24 protein-coding genes are annotated in these 24857 nt (G+C 72.2%); 12 read left to right on the top strand and 12 right to left on the bottom strand.

All coding sequences use genetic code 11. The features are described 5' to 3' along the window. Window positions 1-24 precede the first annotated feature (24 nt). From DEJ46_RS05085 to DEJ46_RS05065, 5 genes are all read right to left on the bottom strand, one after another. Complete coding sequence (locus tag DEJ46_RS05085) at window positions 25-924, bottom strand: carbohydrate ABC transporter permease (protein ID WP_150274119.1); 900 nt, start codon at window positions 922-924, stop codon at window positions 25-27. A gap of 14 nt (window positions 925-938) precedes the next feature. After that, window positions 939-1892, bottom strand: coding sequence for a carbohydrate ABC transporter permease (locus tag DEJ46_RS05080; protein ID WP_150264369.1), 954 nt, complete (start codon window positions 1890-1892; stop codon window positions 939-941). A gap of 123 nt (window positions 1893-2015) precedes the next feature. Further along, on the bottom strand, window positions 2016-3737 hold the full coding sequence (gene araD, locus DEJ46_RS05075; protein WP_150264368.1) for an L-arabinonate dehydratase: 1722 nt from the start codon (window positions 3735-3737) through the stop codon (window positions 2016-2018). After that, entirely contained in the window at window positions 3734-4657 is a 924-nt protein-coding gene (locus tag DEJ46_RS05070; protein WP_223834513.1) for a dihydrodipicolinate synthase family protein, read from the bottom strand. Before DEJ46_RS05070 ends, araD begins: the two co-directional genes overlap by 4 nt. Continuing rightward, window positions 4654-5304 carry a GntR family transcriptional regulator gene (locus DEJ46_RS05065; protein WP_150264367.1) on the bottom strand — a complete coding sequence of 217 codons (651 nt, stop codon included), beginning with the start codon at window positions 5302-5304 and terminating at the stop codon, window positions 4654-4656. The genes DEJ46_RS05070 and DEJ46_RS05065 overlap by 4 nt, the downstream gene beginning before the upstream one ends. 363 nt (window positions 5305-5667) lie before the next feature. Here DEJ46_RS05065 and DEJ46_RS05060 point away from each other — a divergent pair, with 363 nt between their 5' ends. The 3 genes from DEJ46_RS05060 to DEJ46_RS05050 all read left to right on the top strand — a co-directional run bounded on the left by DEJ46_RS05060 (window position 5668) and on the right by DEJ46_RS05050 (window position 7141). Continuing rightward, entirely contained in the window at window positions 5668-6195 is a 528-nt protein-coding gene (locus DEJ46_RS05060) for a VOC family protein (RefSeq protein WP_150264366.1), read from the top strand. 56 nt (window positions 6196-6251) lie between these two features. After that, entirely contained in the window at window positions 6252-6572 is a 321-nt protein-coding gene (locus DEJ46_RS05055) for a hypothetical protein (protein ID WP_223834512.1), read from the top strand. Window positions 6573-6829: 257 nt separating this feature from the next. Then, entirely contained in the window at window positions 6830-7141 is a 312-nt protein-coding gene (locus DEJ46_RS05050; protein WP_150264365.1) for an antibiotic biosynthesis monooxygenase, read from the top strand. An 11-nt stretch (window positions 7142-7152) separates the two neighbouring features. On the opposite strand, the gene DEJ46_RS05045 is transcribed toward DEJ46_RS05050, so the two are convergent. The 3 genes from DEJ46_RS05045 to DEJ46_RS05035 form a co-directional block, all read right to left on the bottom strand. Beyond that, the gene (locus DEJ46_RS05045; RefSeq protein WP_150264364.1) at window positions 7153-7470 is read right to left on the bottom strand and encodes a hypothetical protein; all 318 of its coding nucleotides are present in this window, start codon (window positions 7468-7470) and stop codon (window positions 7153-7155) included. Window positions 7471-7530: 60 nt separating this feature from the next. Next, entirely contained in the window at window positions 7531-8496 is a 966-nt protein-coding gene (locus DEJ46_RS05040) for a zinc-dependent alcohol dehydrogenase (RefSeq protein ID WP_150264363.1), read from the bottom strand. A 62-nt stretch (window positions 8497-8558) separates the two neighbouring features. Continuing rightward, window positions 8559-9713 carry a mandelate racemase/muconate lactonizing enzyme family protein gene (locus tag DEJ46_RS05035; protein WP_150264362.1) on the bottom strand — a complete coding sequence of 385 codons (1155 nt, stop codon included), beginning with the start codon at window positions 9711-9713 and terminating at the stop codon, window positions 8559-8561. Window positions 9714-9936: 223 nt separating this feature from the next. Between DEJ46_RS05035 and DEJ46_RS05030 the strand changes: the two genes are divergently transcribed. Then, on the top strand, window positions 9937-10731 hold the full coding sequence (locus tag DEJ46_RS05030; RefSeq protein ID WP_150264361.1) for an IclR family transcriptional regulator: 795 nt from the start codon (window positions 9937-9939) through the stop codon (window positions 10729-10731). A 97-nt stretch (window positions 10732-10828) separates the two neighbouring features. On the opposite strand, the gene DEJ46_RS05025 is transcribed toward DEJ46_RS05030, so the two are convergent. Beyond that, window positions 10829-12106 carry an ROK family transcriptional regulator gene (locus tag DEJ46_RS05025; RefSeq protein ID WP_150264360.1) on the bottom strand — a complete coding sequence of 426 codons (1278 nt, stop codon included), beginning with the start codon at window positions 12104-12106 and terminating at the stop codon, window positions 10829-10831. Between the two features lie 129 nt (window positions 12107-12235). Between DEJ46_RS05025 and DEJ46_RS05020 the strand changes: the two genes are divergently transcribed. The 5 genes from DEJ46_RS05020 (at window position 12236) to dgoD (ending at window position 16879) form a co-directional block, all read left to right on the top strand. Then, window positions 12236-13141 (top strand): SMP-30/gluconolactonase/LRE family protein, encoded by a 906-nt coding sequence (locus DEJ46_RS05020; protein WP_150264359.1) that lies wholly within the window; start codon window positions 12236-12238, stop codon window positions 13139-13141. A 154-nt stretch (window positions 13142-13295) separates the two neighbouring features. After that, on the top strand, window positions 13296-13970 hold the full coding sequence (locus tag DEJ46_RS05015) for a bifunctional 4-hydroxy-2-oxoglutarate aldolase/2-dehydro-3-deoxy-phosphogluconate aldolase (protein WP_223834511.1): 675 nt from the start codon (window positions 13296-13298) through the stop codon (window positions 13968-13970). After that, window positions 13967-14932, top strand: a complete 966-nt coding sequence (locus DEJ46_RS05010; RefSeq protein ID WP_150264358.1) for a sugar kinase — start codon at window positions 13967-13969, stop codon at window positions 14930-14932. Before DEJ46_RS05015 ends, DEJ46_RS05010 begins: the two co-directional genes overlap by 4 nt. Window positions 14933-14984: 52 nt before the next feature. Then, window positions 14985-15737 carry an SDR family NAD(P)-dependent oxidoreductase gene (locus DEJ46_RS05005; protein ID WP_150264357.1) on the top strand — a complete coding sequence of 251 codons (753 nt, stop codon included), beginning with the start codon at window positions 14985-14987 and terminating at the stop codon, window positions 15735-15737. Then, on the top strand, window positions 15734-16879 hold the full coding sequence (dgoD, locus tag DEJ46_RS05000; RefSeq protein WP_150264356.1) for a galactonate dehydratase: 1146 nt from the start codon (window positions 15734-15736) through the stop codon (window positions 16877-16879). The genes DEJ46_RS05005 and dgoD overlap by 4 nt, the downstream gene beginning before the upstream one ends. 90 nt (window positions 16880-16969) lie before the next feature. Here the strand turns inward: dgoD and DEJ46_RS04995 are convergent, their stop codons facing one another. The 3 genes from DEJ46_RS04995 to DEJ46_RS04985 all read right to left on the bottom strand — a co-directional run bounded on the left by DEJ46_RS04995 (window position 16970) and on the right by DEJ46_RS04985 (window position 21434). Then, window positions 16970-17455 carry a GNAT family N-acetyltransferase gene (locus tag DEJ46_RS04995; protein WP_150264355.1) on the bottom strand — a complete coding sequence of 162 codons (486 nt, stop codon included), beginning with the start codon at window positions 17453-17455 and terminating at the stop codon, window positions 16970-16972. Window positions 17456-17576: 121 nt separating this feature from the next. Then, window positions 17577-19166 (bottom strand): arabinogalactan endo-beta-1,4-galactanase, encoded by a 1590-nt coding sequence (locus DEJ46_RS04990; protein WP_150264354.1) that lies wholly within the window; start codon window positions 19164-19166, stop codon window positions 17577-17579. A 219-nt stretch (window positions 19167-19385) separates the two neighbouring features. Continuing rightward, window positions 19386-21434: a beta-galactosidase gene (locus DEJ46_RS04985; RefSeq protein WP_150264353.1), complete on the bottom strand. Its 2049-nt coding sequence runs from the start codon at window positions 21432-21434 to the stop codon at window positions 19386-19388. Window positions 21435-21641: 207 nt separating this feature from the next. On the opposite strand from DEJ46_RS04985, the gene DEJ46_RS04980 reads away from it, so the two are divergent. From DEJ46_RS04980 to DEJ46_RS04970, 3 genes are read left to right on the top strand one after another with little or no spacing between them, the layout of a single operon-like run. Continuing rightward, the gene (locus DEJ46_RS04980) at window positions 21642-22961 is read left to right on the top strand and encodes an ABC transporter substrate-binding protein (protein ID WP_150264352.1); all 1320 of its coding nucleotides are present in this window, start codon (window positions 21642-21644) and stop codon (window positions 22959-22961) included. Next, the gene (locus tag DEJ46_RS04975; protein ID WP_150264351.1) at window positions 22958-23890 is read left to right on the top strand and encodes a carbohydrate ABC transporter permease; all 933 of its coding nucleotides are present in this window, start codon (window positions 22958-22960) and stop codon (window positions 23888-23890) included. The genes DEJ46_RS04980 and DEJ46_RS04975 overlap by 4 nt, the downstream gene beginning before the upstream one ends. Further along, entirely contained in the window at window positions 23887-24840 is a 954-nt protein-coding gene (locus tag DEJ46_RS04970; RefSeq protein WP_150264350.1) for a carbohydrate ABC transporter permease, read from the top strand. The genes DEJ46_RS04975 and DEJ46_RS04970 overlap by 4 nt, the downstream gene beginning before the upstream one ends. Window positions 24841-24857 lie beyond the last annotated feature (17 nt).

Here is a 24857-nt window from a genome sequence, read left to right as displayed (position 1 = left end):
TGTGCGGGGTCGTGTGTATGCCGTTCATCCCTTCACCGCCCCGGCGCTGAAGCCGGTGACCAGCCACTTCTGGATGAAGGCGAAGACGATGACGACGGGGACGGCGGCGATGACCCCGCCCGCCGCGAGCGCGCCGAGGTCGACGCTGTCGGCGCCCATCAGGGTGTTGAGGCCGACCGGGATCGTCTGCTTGGACTGGCTGCTCAGGAACATCAGGGCGAAGAGGAAGTGGTTCCAGGCGTGGACGAAGGCGAAGGAGCCGACGGCGACGAGCCCGGGCCGCAGGAGCGGCAGGACGACGATCCGGAACGCGGAGAAGCGGTTGCAGCCGTCGACCCAGGCGGCCTCCTCCAGGGAGTACGGCACGTTCCTGATGAAGCCGCTGATGAGGATCATCGACAGCGGGAGCTGGAAGACGGTCTCGGCGATGATGACGGAGCCGAGGGAGTTGATCATCCGCAGCTCGGCGAAGATCTGGAAGAGCGGGACGAGCAGCAGGGCGCCCGGCACGAACTGCGAGCAGAGCAGGGCCAGCATGAAGCCCTTCTTGATCCGGAAGTCGAAGCGGGCGAGCGCGTAACCCCCGGCCAGGGCGACGACCGTGGTCATGACGAGCACCGCGATGCCGATGAGCAGGCTGTTCTGGAAGAAGACGCCGAAGCTGCGCTCCGTCCACACCTTCTCGAAGTGCGCGGTGGTCATCGGCCAGGGCAGGAGCGAGGTGGAACCGGCCGGCCGCACCGCGAACAGCAGGATCCAGTAGAAGGGGACCAGCGTGAAGACGAGGTAGATCCCGAGGGGCAGGTAGATCTGCCAGCGGGGGACCTCGTCCCAGGCCGGGCGGCGCTTGCGACCGGCCGCCGGCGGGGTCCGGTCGGGGGGCGGGGGGGCCTGCGCGGCCCCGGGGGCGGGGGCGGCGGTCAGGGTGGACTCGGCTGTCACTTGCCGTCGCCTCCGAACTTGCTCAGGCGCAGATAGACCATGGAGCAGAAGAGAAGGATCACGAACGCCACCGTGGTGAGGGCGGAGGCGTATCCGAAGTTGTGGGCGTCGACGCTGGTGTGGGCGATGTACAGGGGGAGGGTGGTCGTCTCGCCCGCGGGGCCGCCGCCGGTCAGCGTGTAGAGCAGGTCGACGTTGTTGAACTCCCATACCGCGCGCAGCAGCGTGGACAGCACGATCGCGTCCCGGATGTGGGGCAGCGTGATGTGCAGGAACTGGCGGATCCGGCCCGCCCCGTCGACCTCGGCCGCCTCGTACAGGTCCTTCGGTACGGACTGGAGGTCGGCCAGGATGAGGATGGCGAAGAAGGGCACCCCGCGCCAGAGGTCGGCGACGATCGCCGCGGGGAAGACGGTCGCGGTGTCGGAGAGCAGGGACGTGCCGTACTCGCCGATGCCCAGGTCCGCCAGGTAACGCGTGATGCCGGTCTGGGAGTTGTAGAGCAGCACCCAGATCGCGGAGGTGAGCACGCCGGAGACGGCCCACGGCGAGAAGACGAGGGCCCGGCCCAGGGCGCGGCCCACGAAGGTCTGGTTCACGATCAGGGCGAGGGCGAGGCCGAAGAGGAGCTGGAGCGTCACCTCGACCACGACCCACTTCAGGCTGAAGGACAGCGTCCCCCAGAAGTGCGGGTCGTCGGTGAAGATCCGGGTGAAGTTGTCGAGGCCGGCGAAGCCGTTCCGCCAGGGCTTGGTGGGGTTGTAGTGCTGGAGGCTGTAGTAGAAGACGCTGAGCACCGGGTAGGCGATGAAGCCCAGCATCAGCAGTCCGGCGGGGGCGATCAGGAGATACGGCAGTCGGCGGGGGGCCGCTCCCGTGCGGCGGCGCCTCCGTGCCGGATCGGCCTGGGGCGTTCCGGCCTGGGGCGGTGAGGTCACAGCTGAGGCCATGACGGCGGCTCCGTTCTCGGTGAAGCGCTTCGCGAACGACGTTCGAGATTTCGGACAGGTGGGGCGAGGGGGAGTTCCGGACGGGTCGGCGGGTGGGTGGCGCTGGTGCTCCGGGCGGCGGGCTCAGCCCGCGTACGGATCGGGGGTGGTCCCCGGCCTGGCCAGGAACGCGAAGTCGCAGCCGGTGTCGGCCTGGGAGATCTGCTCCATGTAGAGCGCGCCGTAGCCGCGCTCGTACCGGGCCGGAGGAGGCGTCCACGCGGCCCTGCGGCGGTCCATCTCCTCGTCCGTGACGTGCAGATGGAGGGAGCGTGCCGTGACGTCGAGGGTGATCGTATCGCCCGTACGGACGAGGGCAAGGGGTCCGCCGACATGGGACTCGGGCGCCACGTGCAGCACACACGCCCCGTAGCTCGTCCCGCTCATCCGGGCATCGGAGATCCGGACCATGTCCTTCACCCCCTGCTCCAGGAGGTACGAGGGGATCGGCAGCATCCCGTACTCCGGCATGCCGGGACCGCCCTTGGGGCCCGCCCCGCGCAGCACGAGCACATGGTCGGCGGTGATGCCGAGCGCCGGGTCGTCGATGGTCCGCTGCATGGTCCGGTAGTCGTCGAAGACGACCGCGGGGCCCGTGTGCTTCAGCAGCCGCGGCTCGGCCGCGATGTGCTTGATCACCGCACCGTCCGGACAGAGGTTGCCGCGCAGCACGGCCACCCCGCCCTCCGCGGCCAACGGCCTGCCCCGGTCCCGGATCACGTCCTCGTCGTGGACGAGCGCGCCGGCGAGCTGCTCGCGCAGGGTGGCGTGCGAGACCGTCGGACGGTCCAGGTGCAGCACGTCCGTGAGCCGCGACAGGAACCCCGGCATCCCGCCCGCGAAGTGGAAGTCCTCCATGAGGTACCGGCCGCCGGGCCGGAGGTTCGCCAGGACCGGGACGGTCCGCGCGATCCGGTCGAAGTCGTCGAGCGTGAGCTTCACCCCGGAGCGCCCCGCCATCGCGATCAGATGGATCACCGCGTTCGTCGAGCCACCGAGCGCCAGGACGGCGGCGACCGCGTCCTCGTACGCCTCCCGGGTCAGCAGCCGCGACAGCCGCAGGTCCTGCCGTACGAGCTCCACGATCCGCAGCCCCGAGGCCGCGGCCATCCGGTCGTGGCCCGAGTCCACCGCCGGCACCGAGGAGGCGCCCGGCACGGTCACGCCCAGGGTCTCCGCGGCGGCCGTGAGCGTGGAAGCCGTCCCCATCGTCATGCAGTGGCCCGGGGAGCGGGCCAGGCCGCTCTCCAGCTCGGCCATCTCGCAGTCGCCGATCCGCCCCGCCCGCTTCTCGTCCCAGTACTTCCACATGTCCGTACCGGAGCCGAGGGTCTCGCCTCGCCAGTGGCCGGGCAGCATCGGACCGGCCGGTACGAAGACGGTCGGCAGGTCGACGGAGGCGGCGCCCATGAGCAGCGCCGGGGTCGTCTTGTCGCAACCGCCCATCAGGACCGCCCCGTCCACCGGGTAGGAGCGGAGCAGCTCCTCCGTCTCCAGGGCGAGGAGATTGCGGTAGAGCATCGGCGTCGGCTTCTGGAAGGTCTCCGAGAGGGTGGAGACCGGGAACTCCAGCGGGAAGCCGCCCGCCTGCCACACCCCGCGCTTCACGGCCTGCGCGCGGTCGCGGAGGTGGACGTGACACGGATTGATGTCGGACCAGGTGTTGAGGATCGCGATCACCGGCTTGCCGAGGTGCTCCTCGGGCAGGTAGCCGAGCTGGCGGGTGCGGGCACGGTGGCTGAACGAGCGGAGCCCGTCCGTGCCGTACCACTGGTGGCTGCGCAGGTCCTCGGGACTCCGGCTCATACAGGCCACCCGGCGGCTATCGCGGCGACCTCGGCCCGCTCGCTCTCCGGGAGTTCCCGGCTCGGCGGGCGGATGTCGCGGCGGCACAGGCCGAGGGAGGCGAGGGCCTCCTTGACGACGGTCACGTTGTCGGCGCTGCCGTTCGCGGCGCGCAGCTCCTCGAAGCGGCGGATCCGCTCCCACACCTTCATCGCGGTCGGGTAGTCGCCCGCCCGCAGCGCGTGCAGCATCTCCAGGGAGAGCGCGGGGGAGACGTTGACGAGGCCGGAGGTGAAGCCGGTGGCGCCGCTCGCGAAGTACGAGGGGGCGTACGGCTCGGCGAGTCCCGCGACCCACACGAAGCGGTCGAGGCCCGCGTCCCGGGCGAAGCCGGCGAACCGGGACGCGTCCGGGACGGCGTACTTCACGCCGACGACGTTGGGGCAGGCCGCGCCGAGCTCGGCGAGCCGGGCGCCGGTCAGGAGCGGGTTGCGGATGTAGGGGACGACGCCGAGCTCCGGTACGGCCTCGGCGATGGCCCGGTGGTAGTCGACCCAGCCGCTCTCGGAGACGTACGGGTGCACGGGCTGGTGCACCATCACCATGTGGGCCCCGGCGGAGCGGGCGTGCCGGGCGGCCTCGACGGCCGTCGGCACGTCGTGGCCGACTCCGACCAGGATCACGGCGCGGTCGCCGGCCTCCTCGACGGTCGCCTCGGTGAGGGAGCGGCGCTCCTCGGGGGTCAGGGCGTAGAACTCGCCGGTGTTGCCGTTCGGCGTGAGGGTGCGGACGCCGCCGTCGAGAAGCCGGCGCAGCAGCGCCCGGTGGGCGACGGTGTCGACCGAGCCGTCCTCGGCGAACGGGGTGACGGGGATGGCCACCACGTCGGCGAGGGCGGCCCTCAGGGTCTCGGAATCCATGGTCACTCGCTGTTCGCTCATTCGCTGATCAGAGGGGAGTGGGGGAAGGCACGCTCGACGAACGAGGCGATGTGGTCGTGCACGGCCCGGCCGGCTCCCTCGACATCGCCCGCGGCGGCGAGCCGCAGGATCTCCTCGTGCTCGGAGGCCTCGCGCTCCCAGGAGGGGACGGAGGCCCAGGCGACGGTGGAGACCAGGGCGGCCTGGTCGCGGACCTCGTCGAGCATCCGGCCGAGCAGCGGATTGCCGCAGGGCAGGTAGAGCGCGCGGTGGAAGTCGCGGTTGGCCAGGGACCGTTCGGCCGGGTCCTCGGCCCCGGCGGCCCGGCGCAGCGCCTCGTGCGCCGCGTCGAGCGGGGCGGCGGAGGCGACGGCGCGACGGACCGCCTCGGGCTCCAGGAGCAGGCGCACGTCGTAGACCGCGCGGGCCATGTCCGCGTCGACCATCCGGACCGTGACGCCCTTGTACTGGCTCATCACCACGAGCCCGCTGCCCGCGAGGGTCTTGAGCGCCTCGCGCACCGGGGTCTTCGACACCCCGAAGCGCGCGGCGAGTTCGGTCTCCACGAGCGCCTGGCCGGGTCTGAGCCCTCCGGTGAGGATGTCGTGCTTGATCGCCTCCAGGACGTACTGGGTGCGGGACGGGATGGGGCTGGGGGCGAAGGCCATGGAGCACTCTCAGATCTCGTGTATCGCGTCTCATATATGACGTACGAAGTGCAACGGGCATGAAGCTAGGGGGGCGTTCGTGTTTCGTCAATGCTTCGCACAGGGTTCGTGAAAGCGTTTTCTACGCGAAGGGGCCGGCGGCCCGGCCTGCCGGCCCCCGGACCGGCAGTACATGCTCGGCAGTCCGCCCCGGTGCGGTCCTGCCCCTGGGCGCGGACGACGCCCGCCCGGACGACGCCCGCCCGGACGGCGACTGGCTCGACGGCGACGGCCGCGGGGACCGATCTGCCGTACGAGGTACGGATCCTGGGGCCGGGAGTATGGAGGACGGAAGCCGACCTGGATGCGGCCTAGCGTGGCCGCATGAGCGACGACACCACGCCCGCAACCCCCGTCCGGGCCGTCCCCGAGGGCTACACGACCGTGACGCCCTGGATCATCGGAGCCGACACCGCCGGTCTCATCGACTACCTGGAGCGGGCCTTCGGGGCCGAGGACCTGGGCCGGTTCGAGCTGGAGGACGGCACGATCGGCCACGCCGAACTGCGGATCGGCAACGGCCGGATCATGGCCTTCGACAGCCCGCCCGGCTGGGCGCCGACCCCGGCGTTCGTCCGGCTGTACGTGGACGACGCGCGCGCTGTCCACCGGCGCGCGGTCGAGGCGGGCGGCACCTCGGTCACCGAGGTCACCCACCTCTTCTTCGGCGACCTCGTCGGCCGCGTCCGCGACCCCTTCGGCAACCTCTGGTGGATCCAGACGCACATCGAGGACGTCGACGAGGCGGAGGCGGCCCGCCGCCTCACCGACCCCGTCTTCACGAAGGCCATGGAGTACGTCCAAGGGGCGCTGTACTCCCCTGGCCCCGGCGGCGGCGAACCCGATGCCTAGCCGGCCGGCCGCCGGCGGGCTCGTCGGGCGGGGTTCGCCGTACCTATGATCCGGCCATGACGACAGCGACGAACGCCACCCGCCCGTGCGCCTGCGGGAGTTACTCCTACCTGGTGCTCCTCCACGAGACGCCGCACGGCGACCGGACCTGGGAGCCCCGGACGACCCGCTGCACCAGCACGACCCAGTCCACGTACGCCCAGGGGCACGACGCGAAGCTGCGGAAGTTCCTCGTCGAGGCGGGGGTGGCCGGGGTGCAGGTCCGCAAGAGCGAGGAGAAGGTCGTCGTCGAGCGGGACGCGGTGCGGATCGCCGACGACCTCGGGTGGGGGGACGACGTCCGCAAGGCCGTCGAGAAGGGGCGGGGCGAGGCCTGAGCCTCGCGCCCGTACGGATGTGACAGGGGCCCGGCACCGCGGGAACGCGGTGCCGGGCCCCTCGGTACGTGCGCTCTCCGCAGCGCGGGGGATTTGACGTGTTCAGGTGGAGGGCGCGAGGGATGCCGAAGCGCTTCGGCGTCGGGATCACGCCTCCATCGATTGAACTGTTCAGTCTTGACAGTGAACTGATCGGTATAGTTCAGTGCTGCCGAGGGCGGTTCGATCGCCGTCGCCGTGACGAGAGAGGCGGAGCGATGTTCGCGTTGGTGTACCGGTGGCGGGTGCGACCGGGCAAGGAGCAGCTGCTCATCGACGGCTGGCACCGGGTGACCATGGCGATCCACCAGGAGTGCGGAAGCTACGGTTCCCGGCTCCACAAGGCGGACGACGGCACCTGGGTGGCGTACGCCCGCTGGCCCGACCGGGAGACCCGCGAGAAGTGCGGAACCCCCGACCCGGAGGGCGAGGCGATGATGCGCGAGGCGATCCTCGAGTACTTCCCCGAGACCCGCCTCACCATCGTCGACGACCTCCTCGCCGAGCCGGAGCCCGAGGTCGTCGGCTGAACGACGGGGCCTCAGACGGTGTCGGCCGGGAAGCGGACGAGCGGGCCCGGGCTCCTGGCGCCCAGGGGGGCCCAGGTCGTCCGGGCCTCGACGTGCAGGTCCAAGGGTGCCCGGCTGACCCGGTGGACGGGGACGTCCAGCCGCTCGCTCTCGGCGAGGACGGCGCCGAGCGCCTCGGGGCCCTCGAAGGAGGGCGGTTCGGTCCGCCAGGGCCCGCCGTCGGGGAAGGTGTGCGGGGAGGTGGCGGCGAGGCCGTCCGCCTGGACGGGGTGGCCGATGCGGCGGAGCGCGTCGCCGCCGGGACGTCGTGGTGCCGGGCGCGTGGTCATCGGGATCGATCCATTGGTCGGGAGGTCGGTGAGCTGCGGAGGAGGGGGCGTACGGGCCTGTCAGGGGTGCAGGAGGACCTTCCCGGTCCCCGGGGCGCCGCCGCCCACCAGGGCGAGCGCCTCGCCGAACCGCTCCAGCGGGAACACATGGGTGACGAGCGGCGCGGGGTCGAGCAGCCCGGCCGAGAAGGCGCGTACCGCGTCCGCCCAGGCGGCGGAGGGCGCGCCGAACACGGAGCGGAGCTCCAGCTGGCTCACCGACAGGTGGACCGGGTCGATCCCGGTGGCCCCCGCCGCGAACATGCCGGTCAGCACCACCCGGCCGCCCCGCCGCGCGAGCAGGCAGGAGGACGCCGCCGTCGTCGGCGCCCCGGCGGTCTCCACGACCAGGTCGTAGCGCCCGGAGGCACCGTCCGCCTCCGCAGGGGACAGCTCCCGGTCCGCGCCGAAGTCCAGGGCCTGCGCGGCCCGTTCCTTGCGCGGGTCGACGACGGCCAGCTCGGCGGGGGAGGAGGCCGCGAGCCACTGGACGGCGAGCAGCCCGAGCGTCCCGGCACCGACGACGGCGACCCGCTCGCCCGGGCGCGGCCGCCCGGCCCGTACCGCCGCGGCGACGACGGCGGCCGGTTCGAGGAGCGCCGCGGCCCGCAGGTCCACGCCCTCGGGGAGTGGGTGCAGCAGGCGCGCGGGCACCACCAGGTGGTCGGCGAAGGCGCCCGGCTCGGTGAAGCCGGTCTCCGCGTACCCGGCCGTGCAGAGGCTGGTCTCCCCGTACCGGCACCGCTCGCACGTGCCGCAGGACCGGAAGCCCTCGGCGACGCACGGCCGGCCGACGAGCCCGGGGTCTACCCCGGCGCCGACGGCCTCCACGGTGCCGGACCACTCGTGCCCGGGGACCACCGGGTAGCGGACGTAGCCCGGGGCACGATGGCCGTCGTACAGCTCGCGGTCGCTCATGCAGATCCCGGCGGCCGCGACCCGTACGCGTACCTCACCCGGCCCGGGTTCGGGCAACTCCCTTTCCATGAGACGGTGTTCACCGGGTCGTTCGACGACGATCGCGCGGCTTCGGCGCGCCGGACCGCCGCTCACCGGGGACGCCTCTTCTCCCAGTCCTCGGCCCACAGGTCGAACCGGGCGCGCTGCTGCGGGAATTCGGCCGCCGCGTCCACGTCGAGCTCGACGCCCAGGCCCGGAGCGTGCGAGACCGCGAAGCAGCCCGTCTCCGGATCGACCTCCGGAGCCCCGCGCACGACCTTCTTGATCTCGGCGTCCGCGAAGTCGTTGAAGTGCTCCAGAACCTTGAAGTTCGGGGTGCAGGCTGCGAGTTGGAGGGAGGCGGCGGTGAGGACGGAGCCGCCGACGTTGTGCGGGGCGACGAGCACGTCATGCGTCTCGGCGGTGGCGGCGAGCTTCCTGGCCTCCAGGATGCCGCCGATGTGGCCGACGTCGGGCTGGACGATGTCGGCGGCCTGCGACTCGAACAGCTCGCGGAACTCGATCCGGTCGTGGATCCGCTCCCCGGTGGCGATCGGCAGGTCGACCTTCTCTGCCACCTTCCGCAGGGCCTTGAGGTTCTCCGGCGGCACCGGCTCCTCCAGCCACGCGGGACGGAACGGCGCCAGGTCGTGGGCGAGCCGGACCGCGGTCGCGGGGGAGAAGCGGCCGTGCATCTCCACCATCAGCTCGGTGTCCGGGCCGATCGCGTCCCGTACGGCCTCGATGAGCGAGACCGCGTACCGCGACCGCTCGGCGTCCAGCTCGAACCGGCCGTTGCCGAACGGGTCGATCTTCAGCGCCCGGTAGCCGCGCGCCACGACCTCGCGGGCCGCCGCGTGGTAGGCCTCCGGGGTGCGCTCGGTGGTGTACCAGCCGTTCGCGTACGCCGGTACGCGGTCGGTCACCTGCCCGCCGAGCAGCTGCCACACGGGCACGCCGAGGGCCTTGCCCTTGATGTCCCAGCAGGCCGTCTCCACGACGGCGATGCCCGACATCACGATCTCGCCGGCCCGCCCGAAGTCGCCGTACTTCATGCGGCGGACGAGATCCTCGACGGCGAAGGGGTCGGAGCCGGCGATGTGGTTCGCCTCCGCCTCGCGGAGATAGCCGATCAGGGCGTCGGTGTGCCCGAGCATCCGGGTCTCGCCGACACCGGTCAGCCCCTCGTCGGTGTGGACCAGGACGTAGGTCAGATCGCGCCACGGCGTTCCGACGACATGCGTGGTGATTCCCGTGATGCGCACGATGGTTGCTCCCGGGGGCGCTGGCGTGATGTTCGGTATCTCGAATACTGTTCGGTGGACCGGCGAGACCGTAGGCAGCGGCCCGTCGGCATGTCAATGGGAGCGCGTCCCCGCCGCGGGGCCCCGGCCGGCCGTTGCCCGCCCCGTGGTCCACGGCTAGTCTCTGTCCGCGATTTCGGTCGTGGTACGGGATATCGAACGAGCAGAGGGTGGGGTGGGCCCCGTGGGACGACTCGTTCCGGCGGTGACCAGGGCATTCGACATACTGGAGCTCTTCCTCCAGGGCGACGGGACGCTCTCCGCGCCCGAGATCACCCGCAGGCTCCAGCTGCCGCGCACGACCACGCACGAGCTGGTCACGACCCTGACCGCCCGCAACTACCTCGTCCCGGTGCCGGAGCAGCCCGGCCGCTACCGGCTCGGCGTCCGCACGTACCAGCTCGGCAGCCGGTACGCGGAACAGCTCGACCTCGCGGCCGAGGGCCACCAGGTCGCCCGCGAGGTGGCCGACACCTGCGGCGAGACCGTCCATGTGGCCCTCCTGGAGGACATGGACGTCATCTACATCGCCAAGGTCGACTCGACGCACGCGGTACGGATGGTCTCCGCGACCGGGCGCCGCCTGCCCGCCCACTGCACCGCCGTCGGCAAGATGCTCCTCGCCTCCCTCCCCGCCGCCGAGCTCGAAGCACGGCTCGAAGAGCGCCTGGAGGAGGGGCCGTTGGAGGCGATGACGCCGAACAGCCTCAGTGACCCGGACGTGCTGCGGGCCGCGCTCGCCGAGATCCGGATCCTCGGCGTCGCCGTCGAACTCCAGGAGTCCAACCCGGACGTCAGCTGCGTCGCCGCGCCCGTGCGGGACCGGTCCGGCCGGGTCGTCGCGGCGCTGTCCGTCTCGGTGCCGGTCCACCGCTGGAGCGAGGACCGGGAGAACGAACTCACCGCCCTCGCCACGAAGGGCGCCGCCGAGCTCTCGGCCCGGCTGGGGCACCACGGCGGGCAACAGGGCGGACGCTGAGCACGGGGCGAGCGGCAGGGCGGGAGCCGAGTGCGGGTCAGGCAGCGGGCCGGGCGCTGAGCGCAGGTCAGGCGGCAGGGCGGGCGCGGGGCGCCCGTCACCCCTCCGCATCGGCGGGCCCGGCGCGGCGCCCGTCCCGGCGCTCCCGGGGCTGACGCATCCGGCTGACCGGCCCGAAGACCTCCCGGTCGTTGAGGAACCCTTCCAGTGCGAAGGTGGCGGCGCCCCGGGTCACCGCGTTGTGCGGGACCGCGCTGCGCCGCAGGGTCGCGGCCCGGTGCGGCAGCGGCAGGGCGTGCCGGGGCACGGCCTCGTACGCGGCGGTCAGCAGGCGCTCACCGAGCAGGTCCACGACCTCGTTGCCGAGGACGAGCACGCGCGGGTTGAACAGATTGACCAGATTGGCCACCGCCGCGCCCAGGTAGCGCCCGGTCGCGTCGATGACGGCGGCGGCCGTCGTGTCCCCCTCCGCCTCCGCGCGCGCCAGGGCCGCGACCGTCGCCGCGTCGTCCGCGCCCGCCGCCCGCTCGTCGCCCGGGGCCAGCTCGCGCCAGGTCTGCGCGATCCCCCGGGTGCTCACGTACGCCTCGACACAGCCCCGGTTGCCGCAGGTGCACAGGCGGCCGTCGAGGGCGAGGCAGGTGTGGCCCCATTCGCCCGCGCTGTTGGTGAAGCCCCGGTACAGCTGCCCGCCGATCGCGATCCCGGCGCCGACACCGGCCCGCAGCGTCAGCACCACCAGGTCGTCGGCCTCGCGCCCGGCGCCGAACCACAGCTCGGCGACCGTGCTGGCCCGCAGCGGGTTGTCGAGCCACAGGGGCAGTCCGAGACGCTCGTCGAGCAGGGCGCGCAGCGGTACCTCGTGCCAGGACCAGTACGGCGAGAAGGACGAGACGCCGCCCTCGCGCTCCACCATGCCCGGCACGCTGACCCCGGCACCGAGCACCCGCTCGCGGGGCGTGCCGGAGGCGGCCAGCAGCTCCTCCACGCAGCCGGCGAGGACGTCGACGACGTCGGAGGGACGGACCTCACCCGGCGGGAGGGGGCGCTCGACGGAGTGCCGGACCGCCAGGGCCAGGTCGAAGAGCTCGGCGTGCACCGAGGTCTCGGCGATGTCGACGCCGATCAGGGCGCCCCGCCCGGCGTTCACGGCGAGGCGCGCACGGGGGCGGCCGCCGCTGGAGTCCTCGTGGCCCGCCTCGACGAGCACCCCGGCCTCCAGGAGCTCGGAGGTGAGGTTGGCGACGGTGGCGAAGGAGAGCCCGGTCGCCGTCGCGATGTCCTGACGGCTCATCGCGCCGGGGCCCGCGTAGACCCGCCGCAGGACCTCGAAGCGGTTCAGGCGTCGGATGTCCTGCGACGTCCGCTTGATCATCTGTGCTGTCCTCCGGTCGGCCACGCTGTCCCGATGATGTTATTCGAAGGGTTGGAAGAAGGGGAGGGCGGGATATTTACAACCGTTAGACGAAGCCCTACTTTTTGAGGAGCCAACCGAGGAGGACAGATGCTTCACCTCAGGGCCGTGCCCTGCTCCCCCCTGCCCGGACGTCTCGCGGAAGGGCCCCTCTGGGACGACCGGCGCCAGGAGGTCCTCTGGGTGGACATCCCGGAAGGGCTGGTCCACCGGGCCGCCCTGACCGACGGAGCCGGCGGACCGGACCTCGCGCCCGTCGCCACCCTCCGCTTCGACCGCCCCGTCGGCGCTGTCGCCCTCTGCGCCTCCGGCGCCGTCCTCGCCGCCGCGGGCACCTCCGTCCTGCGCCTGGACGAGGGCCGCCCGGTCGCCGAGGCGGTCGAACTCGCCGCGCCCGCCCTCCCCGACGACGGCCTGCCGCGCCGGATGAACGACGCGGCCGTCGACCCAGCGGGCCGGCTCCTCGCCGGCACCATGGCGTACGACGAGAGCCCCGGCGCGGGCGCCCTCTACCGCCTCGACGGCGACCGGCTCGTCACCCTGATCGACTCCGTCGGCATCTCGAACGGCCTCGGCTGGAGCCTCGACGGCAGCCTCCTCTACTACGCCGACAGCCAGACCGGCCGCGTCGACGTCCTCGCCTACGACACGGAGAGCGGCGCCCTCGGTGACCGCCGCCCCTTCGCCGTGCTCGACCGGGGCGCCCCCGACGGGCTCACCGTCGACAGCGCGGGGCGCGTCTGGGTCGCGGTCTGGGGAGCCGGCGAGGTCCTCGCCTTCGAGCCCGACGGCACCCTCCACGCGCGCGTGGAGGTACCCGCCTCGCACGTGACGAGCTGCGCCTTCGCCGGGCCCGCGCGGGACGTCCTCGTCATCACCACGGCGACCGAGGGCCTCGACGAGGAACGGCGCCGCGCCGAGCCCGACGCGGGCCGCCTCTTCGTCTGCCGCCCCGGCGCCACGGGCCTGCCCACCCCGCTGTACGCCGACCGCTGACCGCTGAAACCCGCAGGCCGATCACCGACCCCGTAAGCCGATCACGGATCCCGATCACGGATCCCGAGCGCCGATCCCGTACGCCGATCACCGACCCGGTACGCCGCCGCCCTCCCGGCGGAACGCGCTCCGACCCGCAAGGAAGCCCCGCACCGTGACCACTCCGCACGAGACCGCCGCTCCGCCCACCCCCGGCACCGCCCACGCAGGGCTGTCCGCCGCACTGGCCGCCGCCCCCGTCATCGCGATCCTCCGTTCCACGGCCGCCACCCACTTCGCCGAAGTCACCGACACGCTCAGGGCGTCCGGCGTCCGCGCCGCCGAGTTCACCCTCACCACCCCCGGAGTCCTCGACGCGCTCCGCGAGTACGCCGCCGACGCCCCGCCCGGGCTCGCGCTCGGCGCGGGCACGGTGACCACGCCCGCCGAGGCCCACGCCGCCGTCGAGGCGGGAGCCACCTACCTCATCACCCCGACCACCTCCACCGAGGTCATCGCCGAAGCCGTGCGCCTGGACGTCCCGGTGCTCCCCGGCGCCTACACGCCCACCGAGATCCTCACCGCCTGGCGGGCCGGCGCCGCCATGGTCAAACTCTTCCCCGCCGCGACCGGCGGACCGGAGTACCTCCGCGCCGTACGTGCCCCGCTCCCCGACGTCCCCCTCGTCCCGACCGGGGGCATCGGCGCCGCCGACGCCCCCGCCTACCTCGCCGCGGGCGCCGCCGCCCTCGGCGTCGGCGGCCCCCTCGTCGGGGACGCCTGCGAGGGCGGCTCCCTGGCGGCCCTCGCCGAGCGGGCGGCCGCCTTCCTCGACGGGATACGGCGATGAACTCCCCGGCACCCGCCGCTCACCCCGAACTCGTCACCCTCGGCGAGGTCATGGCCGTCGCCGCCGCCACCACGCCCGGCCCGCTCGCCACGGGAGCACCCCTGCGCCTCGGCTGGGCGGGTGCCGAGGCGACCGTCGCCGTCGGCGTGAGCCGGCTCGGCCACAGCGCCGCCTGGACCGGCCGCGTCGGGGAGGACGCGACGGGTGCGATGGTCCTCGCCGGACTGCGCGCCGAGGGTGTCGACGTCTCCGGCGCCCGTATGGACCCGGCGGCCCCCACAGGCCTGATGCTCCGCGAACGGCGCACCGCCGACCGGCTCCGCGTCACCTACTACCGCGCCGGACTCGCAGGCTCCCGGCTCGCCCCCCAGGACCTGGACGAGGCGCGGATCGCCGGCGCCCGGATCCTTCATGTCACCGGCATCACCCCGGCGTTGAGCCCCACCGCCCGCGCCGCCGTCGAGCGCGCCGTCACGGTCGCCCGCGCCGCCGGCGTCACCGTCTCCTTCGACGTCAACCACCGCGAGCGCCTCTGGAGCCGCGCCGAGGCCGCCGACGTGCTCGGCCGCCTCCTCCCGTACGCCGACATCGTCTTCGCAGGCCCCGAGGAGGCGTCCCTCTTCGTGCCCGAGGACGAGCCGGAGCGGATGGCCCGCGTCCTCACCGGACTCGGCCCGGCACAGGCCGTCCTCAAGCTCGGCGCGGAGGGTGCCCTCGCGGTCGCCGACGGCGAGCTGCACCTCCGACCGGCCGTACGCGTCACCGCCGTCGACCCCGTCGGCGCGGGCGACGCCTTCGTCTCCGGCTACCTCGCCGCAGCCCTCGACGGCTCCCCGGTCCCGGACCGCCTCCGACTCGCCGCGCTCTGCGGCGCGTTCGCCGTCTCCGTCCCCGGCGACTGGGAGGGCCTCCCACGCCGCGCCGAACTCGGCCTGCTCGCCGCCCAGGACATCAGCCGCTGAGGCCACGAGCCCGGCAGCACCGTCTCCGTACCAGCACACAGGAACCCCGCCCATGAACCGATTCTCCGGACGGACCGCCGTCGTCACCGGCGCGGCCTCGGGCATCGGCGCCGCCAGCGCCGCCCGCCTCGCCGCCGAGGGCGCCTCGGTCCTCGTCTCCGACATCGCCGACGAGGCCGGCGAGGCCGTCGCCGCCGCGATCCGCGCCGACGGCGGCCGCGCCGCCTACGTCCACTGCGACGTCTCCTCCGAGGAGGACTGGACCGCCCTCCGCGAGGAGGCCCACGCCCGCTTCGGCCCGGTGGGCGTCCTCCACAGCAACGCCTTCACCCACACCGCCGGCGCCGCCCACGAACTCCCCGTCGCCACCTGGGACCGGGAGATGGCCGTCAACCTGCGGGCCCTCTACCTCGCCACCCGCACCTTCCTCGACGACCTGCGCGCCGAGCGCGGCAGCCTCGTCGCCACCTCCAGCGTGCACGCCGACTTCGGCCTGCCCGGCTACCCCGCGTACGCCGCAGCGAAGGGCGGAATGTGCGCCCTGGTAAGGCAGTTCGCCGTCGAGTACGGGCCAGACGTCCGCTTCAACTCCGTCCTGCCCGGACCGATCCTCACCGACGTGTGGAACGACGTCGACGAGGAAGGACGGCGGATCTCCGCCGACGCCACCGCCCTCGCCCGCCTCGGCCGCCCCGAGGAGGTGGCGTCCGCCGTCGCCTTCCTCGCCTCCGCCGACGCCACCTACATCACCGGAACGAACCTGGTCGTCGACGGCGGCTGGACCGTGAAGAAGGACTCCAAGTGAAGATCACCTCCCTGCGCACCCACCTCGTCGCCCCGCGCTGGTGCTTCCTGCGCATCGACACCGACGAGGGCATCACGGGCTGGGGCGAGCCCGTCGTCGAGGGCCGCGCCCACACCGTCGCCGCCGCGGTCGAGGAGCTCTCCGACTACCTGATCGGCCAGGACCCGATGAAGATCGAGGACCACTGGCAGGTCCTCACCAAGGGAGGCTTCTACCGCGGCGGCCCGGTCCTCTCCAGCGCCGTCGCCGGCATCGACCAGGCCCTCTGGGACATCACGGGCAAGGCCCTCGGCGTCCCCGTCTGGCAGCTCCTCGGCGGCAACGTCCGCGACCGGGTCCGCGTCTACAGCTGGATCGGCGGCGACCGGCCGGACGAGGTCGCCTCGGAGGCCCTGGCCCGCAGGAACGAGGGCTTCACCGCGATCAAGATGAACGCCTCCGCACAGCTGCGGCTCATCGACACCCCCGCCGCCACCCAGGCGATCGTGGACCGGGTCGCCTCCGTCCGGGAGGCCGTCGGCGACGAGTTCGACATCGCGATCGACTTCCACGGCCGCCTCACCGCGCCCATGGCCCGCCGGGTCCTGCCGCTCCTGGAGCCGTACCTGCCCTTCTTCGTGGAGGAGCCGGTCGTCCCGGAGATGAGCGACCACATCGGCGACATCGTGCGCTCCACGTCCATCCCCATCGCGACCGGCGAACGCCTCTACTCCCGCTGGGACTTCAAGAAGGTCCTCGACCAGGGCATCGCCGTCGCACAGCCCGACCTCTCGCACGCGGGAGGCATCTCGGAGGTGCGCAGGATCGCCGCGATGGCCGAGGCGTACGACGTCTCCCTCGCCCCGCACTGCCCGCTGGGCCCGATCGCGCTCGCCTCCTGCCTCCAGGTCGGCTTCGCCGCACCGAACCTGCTGATCCAGGAGCAGAGCCTCGGCATCCACTACAACACCGGCTCCGACCTGCTCGACTACCTCGTGGACCCGGCGGTCTTCCGGTACGAGGACGGGCACGTGGCCCTGCCGACCGGGCCGGGCCTCGGCATCGAGGTCGACGAGAAGGCGGTCGAGCGGGCCGCCGAGGTGGGCCACCGCTGGCGCAACCCGGCGTGGCGCCGGGACGACGGCTCCCTGGCCGAGTGGTGACCAGGACGCACGTAAGGGGCGGGCTCGTACACGAGCCCGCCCCTCGGGGTCACGCGCCGCCGTGGCCGGGATGCCTCCTTCGGACCGCCCTCAGGCGGCGGCCGCTTCGGCGCTCAGGGCGACCACGACCTCCTCGTCCTCGAAGTCGCCGGTGGGCGTGAACCCGAGAGCCGTGTACAGGGCGGCGGCGGGCTTGTTCTCCGGGTGGTACGAGAGCCGGATCTCCCGGCAGGAGGGCAGCGCGGCGAGACGTCGCAGCAGGGCGCGCATCGAGGCGCGGCCCACTCCCTTGCCCTGTTCGCCGGCATCGACGACCATGCCGCCGACCCAGTGGGTCCCGTCCTCCTCGTCGTACGCCCACATGACATGACCCACGATCTCGTCGCCGGCCCGGACGGCCAGGGAGTTCCAGAGCCCTCCGCGCATCGAGAGCAGCAGGTAGCGCGCACCGAGTGCGGCCACGAACCGGCGTTGGTCGTCGGCGGGGGCCACATCGGCGACGGCGCGCCAGTTCTCGTCCGTGATCTCCTCGAGCACCACGGGCCGGTCCTGGCGGTCGGTGTCTTCCTTCGGCATCGGTCCTGATCTCTCTTCTGCTGGTCGCGTCGGTCCCGCCGTGAAGGTATCCGCCCGCGCCGGCCGGCACGCGGCCGGGGCCCGACGAACGGGGCCCGGCCGACGACGCGCCGGACAGGTCCTAGCGGTGGGCCAGCCAGGCCGCCGCCGGGAGCAGCTTGCTGTCGTAGTCGAACAGGGCCTGGTTCTCCCAGCCGTTGCCGGAGGAGGAGTCCGTGGGATCCCAGCCGTTGCCGGTGACGGCGGTCCACGCCGGCTCCCAGTAGACGACCCCGAGACCGCGGCCGTTCGGCACGGCCTCGACGACGTTCATGATGTCCCGCAGCCAGGCCGACTGCCCGGCGCTGCTCGCCGGGTAGCCGGAGACCAGTTCGCTCGACAGGTCGATGATGTTCTCGTGGCTGTCCTCGCTGTCGAGGCGGAACGGGTAGGCGGTCTCCACGACCATGACCTTCTTGCCGTAACGGGCGGAGATGTCGTCGAGGTTGGTCTGCAGCGCGGAGAGAGCGCCGTGCCAGTAGCCGTAGAAGGACAGCGCGATGACGTCGTAACTCACGCCCTGCGCGGCGGCGTTGTCGAACCAGTTGCGGTAGAGGGCGTTGTCGCCGCCGTTGGCGAGGTGCAGCGCGATCTGCGTGCTCGACGACACGGCCTTGGCCGCCGAGATGCCGGACTTGAGCAGCCCCCCGAGCTGTGACCAGTTGGAGGTCGAGCCCTCGGGCCACAGCATGCCGGTGTTGATCTCGTTGCCGATCTGCACCATGTCGGCCGTGGTGCCCTGCGCCTTCAGGGCGTTGAGGACGTCGTAGGTGTGGTTGTAGACGTCCGTGGTGAGCTGGGAGTACGAGTGGCCCGACCAGGCCGCGGGCTTGCTCTGGGCGCCCGGGTCGGCCCAGATGTCGGAGTAGTGGAAGTCGACGAGGAGCTTCATGCCCTGGGCCTTGATGCGCTGGGCCGTGGCGAGGACGCGCGCCTTGGTGTTGTAGCCGTCGGCGGGGTTCACCCACACCTTGAGGCGGCCGTAGTTGGCGCCCGCGTTCTTCAGGATCGCGACCGGGTCACCGGTCGCGCCGGCACTCGTTCTGTACGTCCCGCCCAGGTCCTCGCTCTTCTTCAGCGCGGAGAGGTCGACGCCCTTGACCGCGAGCCCGGTCGAACCGGAGGTGAAGGTGAGGTCGTCGACGTTCAGCCAGTTGCCCGCGTTCGCATCGGAGTTGATGCTGATCGTGCAGGCACCCGAGGTGACGTTCACCGAGGTGACGAGGCGTATCCAGGAACCGTTGGACGTCACCGGCAGGTCGGTGCGCTGCTCGGCGGAGCCGCAGTTGCGCAGGGCCAGGTAGGCCGAGTTCTGCCCGCCGCCGGAGCGGACCCAGGCGCTGAGCGTGTACGTGCCGTTGGTGAGACCGGAGAGGTACTGGTACGTCTCCACCTTGTACGCGGAGGCCGACCAGTGGCTGAGGCGGTAGCTGCCGCCGTGGCCCCCCGCCTCGGTGAACGAGGCGGCGTTCTGGCCGGCGGCCGAGTAGGTGGACCAGCCGGCGGGGGTGGCGGTCCCGGCGCCGCCGCTCTCGAACCCGGCGTTGGTGAGGGTCGAGGCCGCCTCGGCCTGCGGGGCGGCGGGCAGCGGGGCCAGGAGCAGGGCGCCCAGCGCGGCGGCGATTGCCGCGGCCCGCAGGCGGATGCGGCTTCTGGTGGGGGTGAGGTGCATCGTCGAGTCCCTTCGACGGTGGCGGATGTGAGAAGTGGTGCGTTCCTAACGGGTGGTGCGGGTGGTGCGATTTCGTCCGGTGGTGCGATTTCGTCCGGTGGTGCGGGTGGTGCGGCTCACCCGGGGGCGGTGCAGCGGGGCGCGGCCGCCCCCGGGGAGATCGGGGGCCCCGGTGGCAGGCCGGGGGAGGGGGAGCGGTGTGGTGCGCGGGTGTTGCGGTCAGGCGTCGAGGCGGACGACCCTGACGGCACCGGCCGGGACGGTGAGCTTCCCGTCGACCGGCGTACCGCCGACAGGACCGCCCTCCGTGGCGCCCAGCAGCTCCGTCCCGGAGCCGTCGAGCGGCACCCCGGCGTCCTCGGCGGAGTGGTTGAGCGCGAAGAGGTACCGCCGCCCGCCGTCCCCGGCGCGGCGCACGACCTCCACGTCACGCGGGAGCGCGGCACGCTCCGCGACCCCCGCGTCCTCGCAGGCGGCGGCCACGATCGCGTCCAGCGAGGCCGCGTCGAGTCGGGTGGAGACGTACCAGGCGGAGCCCCGGCCGAGCCGGTGCCGGGTGACGGCGGGCCCGCCGGCGGCCGGTCCGTCGGCGTACGACCACACGGTCTCGGCGCCGCGCGGCCGGACGAACTCCGTCCACACGTCGCCGGTGAGCGAGGCGCCGTCCGGTCCCTCGATCCGTACGCGCTGCTCGTCGAGGAGCGGCGACCACTCCTCCACGGTCAGACCGAGGACGTCCCGCAGGGCGCCCGGGTAGGCGCCGGGGTGCACGGCGTCGTGCTCGTCGACGATCCCGGAGAAGTACGAGACGACGAGCGTGCCGCCGTTCTCGACGTACTCGCGGAGGTTCTGCCCGGCGGCCTCGGTCATGAGGTAGAGCGCGGGCACGACGACCAGCGGGTAGGCCGACAGGTCGGCCTCGGGGTGCGCGAAGTCGACGGTGAGGTGCCGGTCGTACAGGGTCTCGTAGAAGCTGTCGGCACGCTCGCGCGCGTCGTGGGCCTCGTTCGGCCGCCACTCCAGGCTCTGTGCCCACCAGGAGTGCCAGTCCCAGAGCACGGCGACGTCCGGGACGGTCCGGGTGCCGCGCACCTCCTCCAGGGCCTCCAGGCCGGCCCCGAGGGCGACGACCTCGCGCCAGACGCGGGTGTCGGTGCCGCCGTGCGGGACCATCGCGGAGTGGAACTTCTCGGCGCCGCGCCGGGACTGGCGCCACTGGAAGAACATGGCGCCCTCGGAGCCGCGGGCCACATGGGCGAGGGAGTTGCGGGCCATCTCGCCCGGCCGCTTGGCGGGGTTGCGGGCCTGCCAGTTCACGCCGGACGTGGAGTGCTCCAGGAGCAGCCAGGGCGCGCCGCCGGCGACGGAGCGGGTGAGGTCGGCGGCCATCGCGAGGTTGACATGGGTGCGGCGGCCGTCGGTCATCAGATAGTGGTCGTTGGTGACGAGGTCGACCTCGCGGCCCCAGGCCCAGTAGTCGATCGAGTCGCACTGGCTGAGTGCGGTCATGAAGTTGGTGGTGACGGGGATGCCGGGGGCCAGTTCGTGCAGGATGTCCCGCTCCATCCGGAAGTTCTCCCGGATGGTGGCGTCGGCGAAGCGCCGGTAGTCGAGCTGCTGGGCCGGGTTGCCGACGGTCGGGGTGACGCGGGGCGGGTCGATCTCCTCGTACGAGCCGTAGCGCTGGCCCCAGAAGGCCGTGCCCCAGGCCTCGTTGACGGCCTCCACCGACCCGTAGGTCTCGTGGAGCCAGCGGCGGAAGTGGGCGGCGCAGCCTTCGCAGTAGCAGGCGCTGACGGGTACGCCGTACTCGTTGTGGACGTGCCAGAGGGCGAGGGCCGGGTGGCTGCCGTAGCGGCGGGCGAGCTCGGTGGTGATGCCGGCGGCGGCCGCGCGGTACGCGGACGAACTGTGGCAGATCGCTCCACGTGAACCGTACGAGTAGCGCACGCCCTCGGCGGTGACGGGCAGTGCCTCGGGGTGGGCGCGGTAGAACCAGGCGGGCGGTGCCACGGTGGGCGTGCCCAGGTCCACCCGGATGCCGTGGGTGTGCAGCAGGTCGAGGAGCCGGTCCAGCCAGCCGAAGTCGTGGCGGCCGCTCTCGGGTTCCAGGAGGGCCCAGGAGAAGATCCCGACGCTCACCATGGTGACGCCGGCCTCTCGCATCAGCCGAACGTCCTCCTGCCAGACGCTTTCCGGCCATTGCTCGGGGTTGTAGTCGCCCCCGAACGCGAGCCGCTGCAGGCCCTTGGGAGTGGTCTGCGGCATGAGTCTCTCCTGAAAGCTCGGAAGATGGAAGCTTTGTTCGTTTGGGAACGTGCACACACTCGATCTCGATGTGGCAACGCAACATAAGCGCACACGAACAACCATTGACAAGTGTCCGGAACGTTTCTCTACTGTGAACGCTCACAGATGCATGGACGGCCTCTCCGTCTGAGAGAGAGGCCCCTTTCGGTCAGGGAGAAGTACCCCATGCCACACCTCACGCGCCGCAGCCTCGCCGCCGCCACCGCCGTGCTCCTCGGCGCCACCGCGCTCACCGCCTGTGGATCCGCCGACTCCGACTCCGGCGACAAGGCGGGCGCCGAGTCCGGCCCGGTCTCGCTCACCTACTGGGCCTGGGCGCCCGGCATGGACAAGGTCGCGGCCCTCTGGAACGCCAAGCACCCCGACATCAAGGTCACCGTGCAGAAGCAGGCGTCCGGCGACGACCTCGTCACCAAGATCATCACCGCGGCGAAGGCGCACAAGGCCCCCGACCTGGTCCAGGCCGAGTACCAGGCCCTGCCGACGCTCGTCAGCAACGACGCCCTCGCCGACATCGCCCAGGAGGTCCACGGCGTCAAGGGCAAGTTCGCGCCCGGCATCTGGCAGCAGACCACCTTCGGCGGCGAGGCCGTCTACGCCCTGCCGCAGGACTCGGGCCCGCTGATGTTCTTCTACCGCGAGGACCTCTTCAAGCAGTACGGCCTGACCGTCCCCACCACCTGGGACGAGTTCGCCGAGACCGCCCGCGCCGTCAAGAAGAAGTCTCCCAAGAAGTCCCTGACCACCTTCTCCGCCAACGACTCGGGCCTCTTCGCCGGCCTCTCCCAGCAGGCCGGCGCCAAGTGGTGGACCTTCGAGGGCGAAGCCTGGAAGGTCGCCATCGACGACGCCGCCACCAAGAAGGTCACCGACTTCTGGGGCGGCCTGGTCGCCGAGGGAGCCGTCGACAACCAGCCGATGTACACGCCCGCCTGGAACAAGGCGCTCAACACCGGCGAACAGCTCGCCTGGGTCAGCGCCGTCTGGGCGCCCGGCACCCTCACCACCGCCGCACCCGACACCAAGGGCAAGTGGGCCATGGCCCCCCTCCCGCAGTGGAACAAGGGCGAGAACGCCACCGGCAGCTGGGGCGGCTCCTCCACCGCCGTCACCACCGACTCGAAGCACAAGGCCGCCGCCGCCAAGTTCGCCACCTGGCTGAACACCGACCCGGAGGCCCTCGCCGCCCTCGTCAAGGAGAGCGGCATCTACCCCGCGGCCACCGCCGCCCAGACCAGCGGAGCCCTCGCCAAGGCCCCCGACTACTTCGCCAACCAGCCCGACTTCTACACCCGTGCCGCCCAGATAGCGAAGACCACCGCGCCCGCGGCCTGGGGCCCCAACGTGAACGTCGCCTACACCTCCTTCAAGGACCAGTTCGGCAAGGCCGCCAAGTCCAAGAGCGGCTTCCCCGCGGCCCTCACCGCCATGCAGGACGCCACCGTCGCGGACCTGAAGAAGCAGGGCTTCGAGGTCGCCAAGTGACGCAGCCCCCCAAGGGCGTGCGCCGGTCGTACGGGGTCAAGGCGGCCCCGTACGGCTTCCTCCTGCCCGCCGCCGTACTCTTCACCCTCTTCTTCGCCCTGCCCATCGGCTACGCGGTCTGGCTCAGCTTCCACAAGGTCCGGATCAAGGGTCTCGGCCTCGGCAAGGGCGCGAAGACCGAGGTCTGGGCCGGACTGGAGAACTACACCTCCGCCCTCGCCGACTCCGAACTCCTCGCGAGCGCCCTGCGCGTCCTCGGCTACGGCGCCATCGTCGTCCCCGTCATGCTCGGCCTCGCCCTCTTCTTCGCGCTCCTGCTCGACTCCGAGCGCGTCCGGGGCCGTTCCTTCGCCCGTCTCGCGATCTTCCTCCCGTACGCCGTCCCCGGCGTCATCGCGGCCGTCCTCTGGGGCTTTCTCTACCTCCCCGACGTCAGCCCCTTCCACTACCTCCTCGACAAGGCCGGCCTCCCGCAGCCCGACCTCATGGACGGCGGACCCCTCTACCTGGCGATGTCCAACATCGCCGTCTGGGGCGGAACCGGCTTCAACATGATCGTCATCTACACCGCGCTGCGCGCCCTGCCCGCCGAGGTGTACGAGGCGGCCAAGCTCGACGGCTGCTCCGAACTCCAGATCGCGCTCCGCATCAAGATCCCGATGGTGGTGCCCTCGCTGGTGCTCACCTTCTTCTTCTCGATCATCGCGACCCTCCAGGTCTTCAACGAGCCCATGACGCTCAAGCCGCTCACCAACGGCATCCCGTCCACCTGGAGCCCCCTCATGAAGGTCTACAGCGACGCCTTCACCGGCGGGAACATCCACGCGGCCTCGGCCACCGCCGTCGTGCTCGCCCTCGCCACCTTCGCGCTGTCCTTCGCGCTCCTCAGGATCTCCAACCGCCGCACCACACAAGGAGCAGGCCGATGACCGGGCTCGCCTCCCCCAGGCTCCGCAAAGCGGCCCCCGCGGCCGGCAGCACCCCCGGCACCTCCCAGGGGCCTCCCGCCGCCTCCCGAGGAGACATTCCCGGCGGTGGCACCGGCAGCCCCCGCCGCACCGCCCTGCTGCCGACGACCGCCCTCGTCCTCGGCGCGCTCTACTGCCTGCTGCCCGTCGCCTGGGTCCTCGTCGCCGCCACCAAGGCCGACGACGAACTCTTCTCCACCTTCACCTTCCTGCCCGGCAGCGGCCTCACCGACAACATCGGCGAGCTCACCGGATACCGCGACGGCATCTACTGGCGCTGGATGGCCAACTCCGTGCTGTACGCGGGCCTCGGCGGCGTCCTGTCCACGGTGGTCTCCGCGTTCGCCGGCTACGCCCTCGCCGTCTACCGCTTCCGCGGCCGCGAGGCGTTCTTCAACATCATGCTCGCGGGCGTCCTCATGCCCCCCGTCATCCTCGCCATCCCGCAGTACCTGCTGATGGCCGAGGCCGACCTCACGGACACATACGCCTCCGTCCTCCTGCCGCTGGTCCTCTCCCCGTACGGCGTCTACCTCGGCCGCATCTACGCCGAGGCCGCCGTCCCGATGGAGCTCGTCGAGGCCGGCCGCATGGACGGCGCCGGCGAGTGGCGGATCTTCCTCAGGATCGCCGTCCCCATGATGTCCCCGGGCCTGGTGACGATCTTCCTCTTCCAGTTCGTCGCGATCTGGAACAACTTCCTCCTGCCGTTCATCATGCTCGGCGACGACGAGAAGTTCCCGATGACCGTCGGCCTGTTCACCCTCCTCAAGCAGGGCGCGAGCCAGCCCGCCCTCTACACCCTGGTCATCACCGGCGCGCTCCTCGCGATCGTTCCGCTCATCGCCCTCTTCCTTCTCATCCAGCGCTTCTGGAGCCTCGATCTGCTCTCCGGCGCCGTAAAGTCCTGAACCACAGGGGATCGAGG

The organism is Streptomyces venezuelae (assembly GCF_008642375.1).
In the GTDB taxonomy this organism is placed as follows: Bacteria; Actinomycetota; Actinomycetes; order Streptomycetales; family Streptomycetaceae; genus Streptomyces; species Streptomyces venezuelae_G.
The sequence above is the reverse complement of the archived record's forward strand: the minus strand, read 5'-3'. Positions and strand labels throughout refer to the sequence as shown.

Coding starts and splice junctions, on each gene's coding strand:
- DEJ46_RS05080 (WP_150264369.1), bottom strand. CDS start 1,892: ATGGCCTCAGCTGTGACCTCACCGCCCCAGGCCGGAACGCCCCAGGCC.
- araD (WP_150264368.1), bottom strand. CDS start 3,737: ATGAGCCGGAGTCCCGAGGACCTGCGCAGCCACCAGTGGTACGGCACG.
- DEJ46_RS05070 (WP_223834513.1), bottom strand. CDS start 4,657: ATGAGCGAACAGCGAGTGACCATGGATTCCGAGACCCTGAGGGCCGCC.
- DEJ46_RS05065 (WP_150264367.1), bottom strand. CDS start 5,304: ATGGCCTTCGCCCCCAGCCCCATCCCGTCCCGCACCCAGTACGTCCTG.
- DEJ46_RS05060 (WP_150264366.1), top strand. CDS start 5,668: ATGAGCGACGACACCACGCCCGCAACCCCCGTCCGGGCCGTCCCCGAG.
- DEJ46_RS05055 (WP_223834512.1), top strand. CDS start 6,252: ATGACGACAGCGACGAACGCCACCCGCCCGTGCGCCTGCGGGAGTTAC.
- DEJ46_RS05050 (WP_150264365.1), top strand. CDS start 6,830: ATGTTCGCGTTGGTGTACCGGTGGCGGGTGCGACCGGGCAAGGAGCAG.
- DEJ46_RS05045 (WP_150264364.1), bottom strand. CDS start 7,470: ATGACCACGCGCCCGGCACCACGACGTCCCGGCGGCGACGCGCTCCGC.
- DEJ46_RS05040 (WP_150264363.1), bottom strand. CDS start 8,496: ATGGAAAGGGAGTTGCCCGAACCCGGGCCGGGTGAGGTACGCGTACGG.
- DEJ46_RS05025 (WP_150264360.1), bottom strand. CDS start 12,106: ATGATCAAGCGGACGTCGCAGGACATCCGACGCCTGAACCGCTTCGAG.
- DEJ46_RS05020 (WP_150264359.1), top strand. CDS start 12,236: ATGCTTCACCTCAGGGCCGTGCCCTGCTCCCCCCTGCCCGGACGTCTC.
- DEJ46_RS05010 (WP_150264358.1), top strand. CDS start 13,967: ATGAACTCCCCGGCACCCGCCGCTCACCCCGAACTCGTCACCCTCGGC.
- DEJ46_RS05005 (WP_150264357.1), top strand. CDS start 14,985: ATGAACCGATTCTCCGGACGGACCGCCGTCGTCACCGGCGCGGCCTCG.
- DEJ46_RS04995 (WP_150264355.1), bottom strand. CDS start 17,455: ATGCCGAAGGAAGACACCGACCGCCAGGACCGGCCCGTGGTGCTCGAG.
- DEJ46_RS04990 (WP_150264354.1), bottom strand. CDS start 19,166: ATGCACCTCACCCCCACCAGAAGCCGCATCCGCCTGCGGGCCGCGGCA.
- DEJ46_RS04985 (WP_150264353.1), bottom strand. CDS start 21,434: ATGCCGCAGACCACTCCCAAGGGCCTGCAGCGGCTCGCGTTCGGGGGC.
- DEJ46_RS04980 (WP_150264352.1), top strand. CDS start 21,642: ATGCCACACCTCACGCGCCGCAGCCTCGCCGCCGCCACCGCCGTGCTC.
- DEJ46_RS04970 (WP_150264350.1), top strand. CDS start 23,887: ATGACCGGGCTCGCCTCCCCCAGGCTCCGCAAAGCGGCCCCCGCGGCC.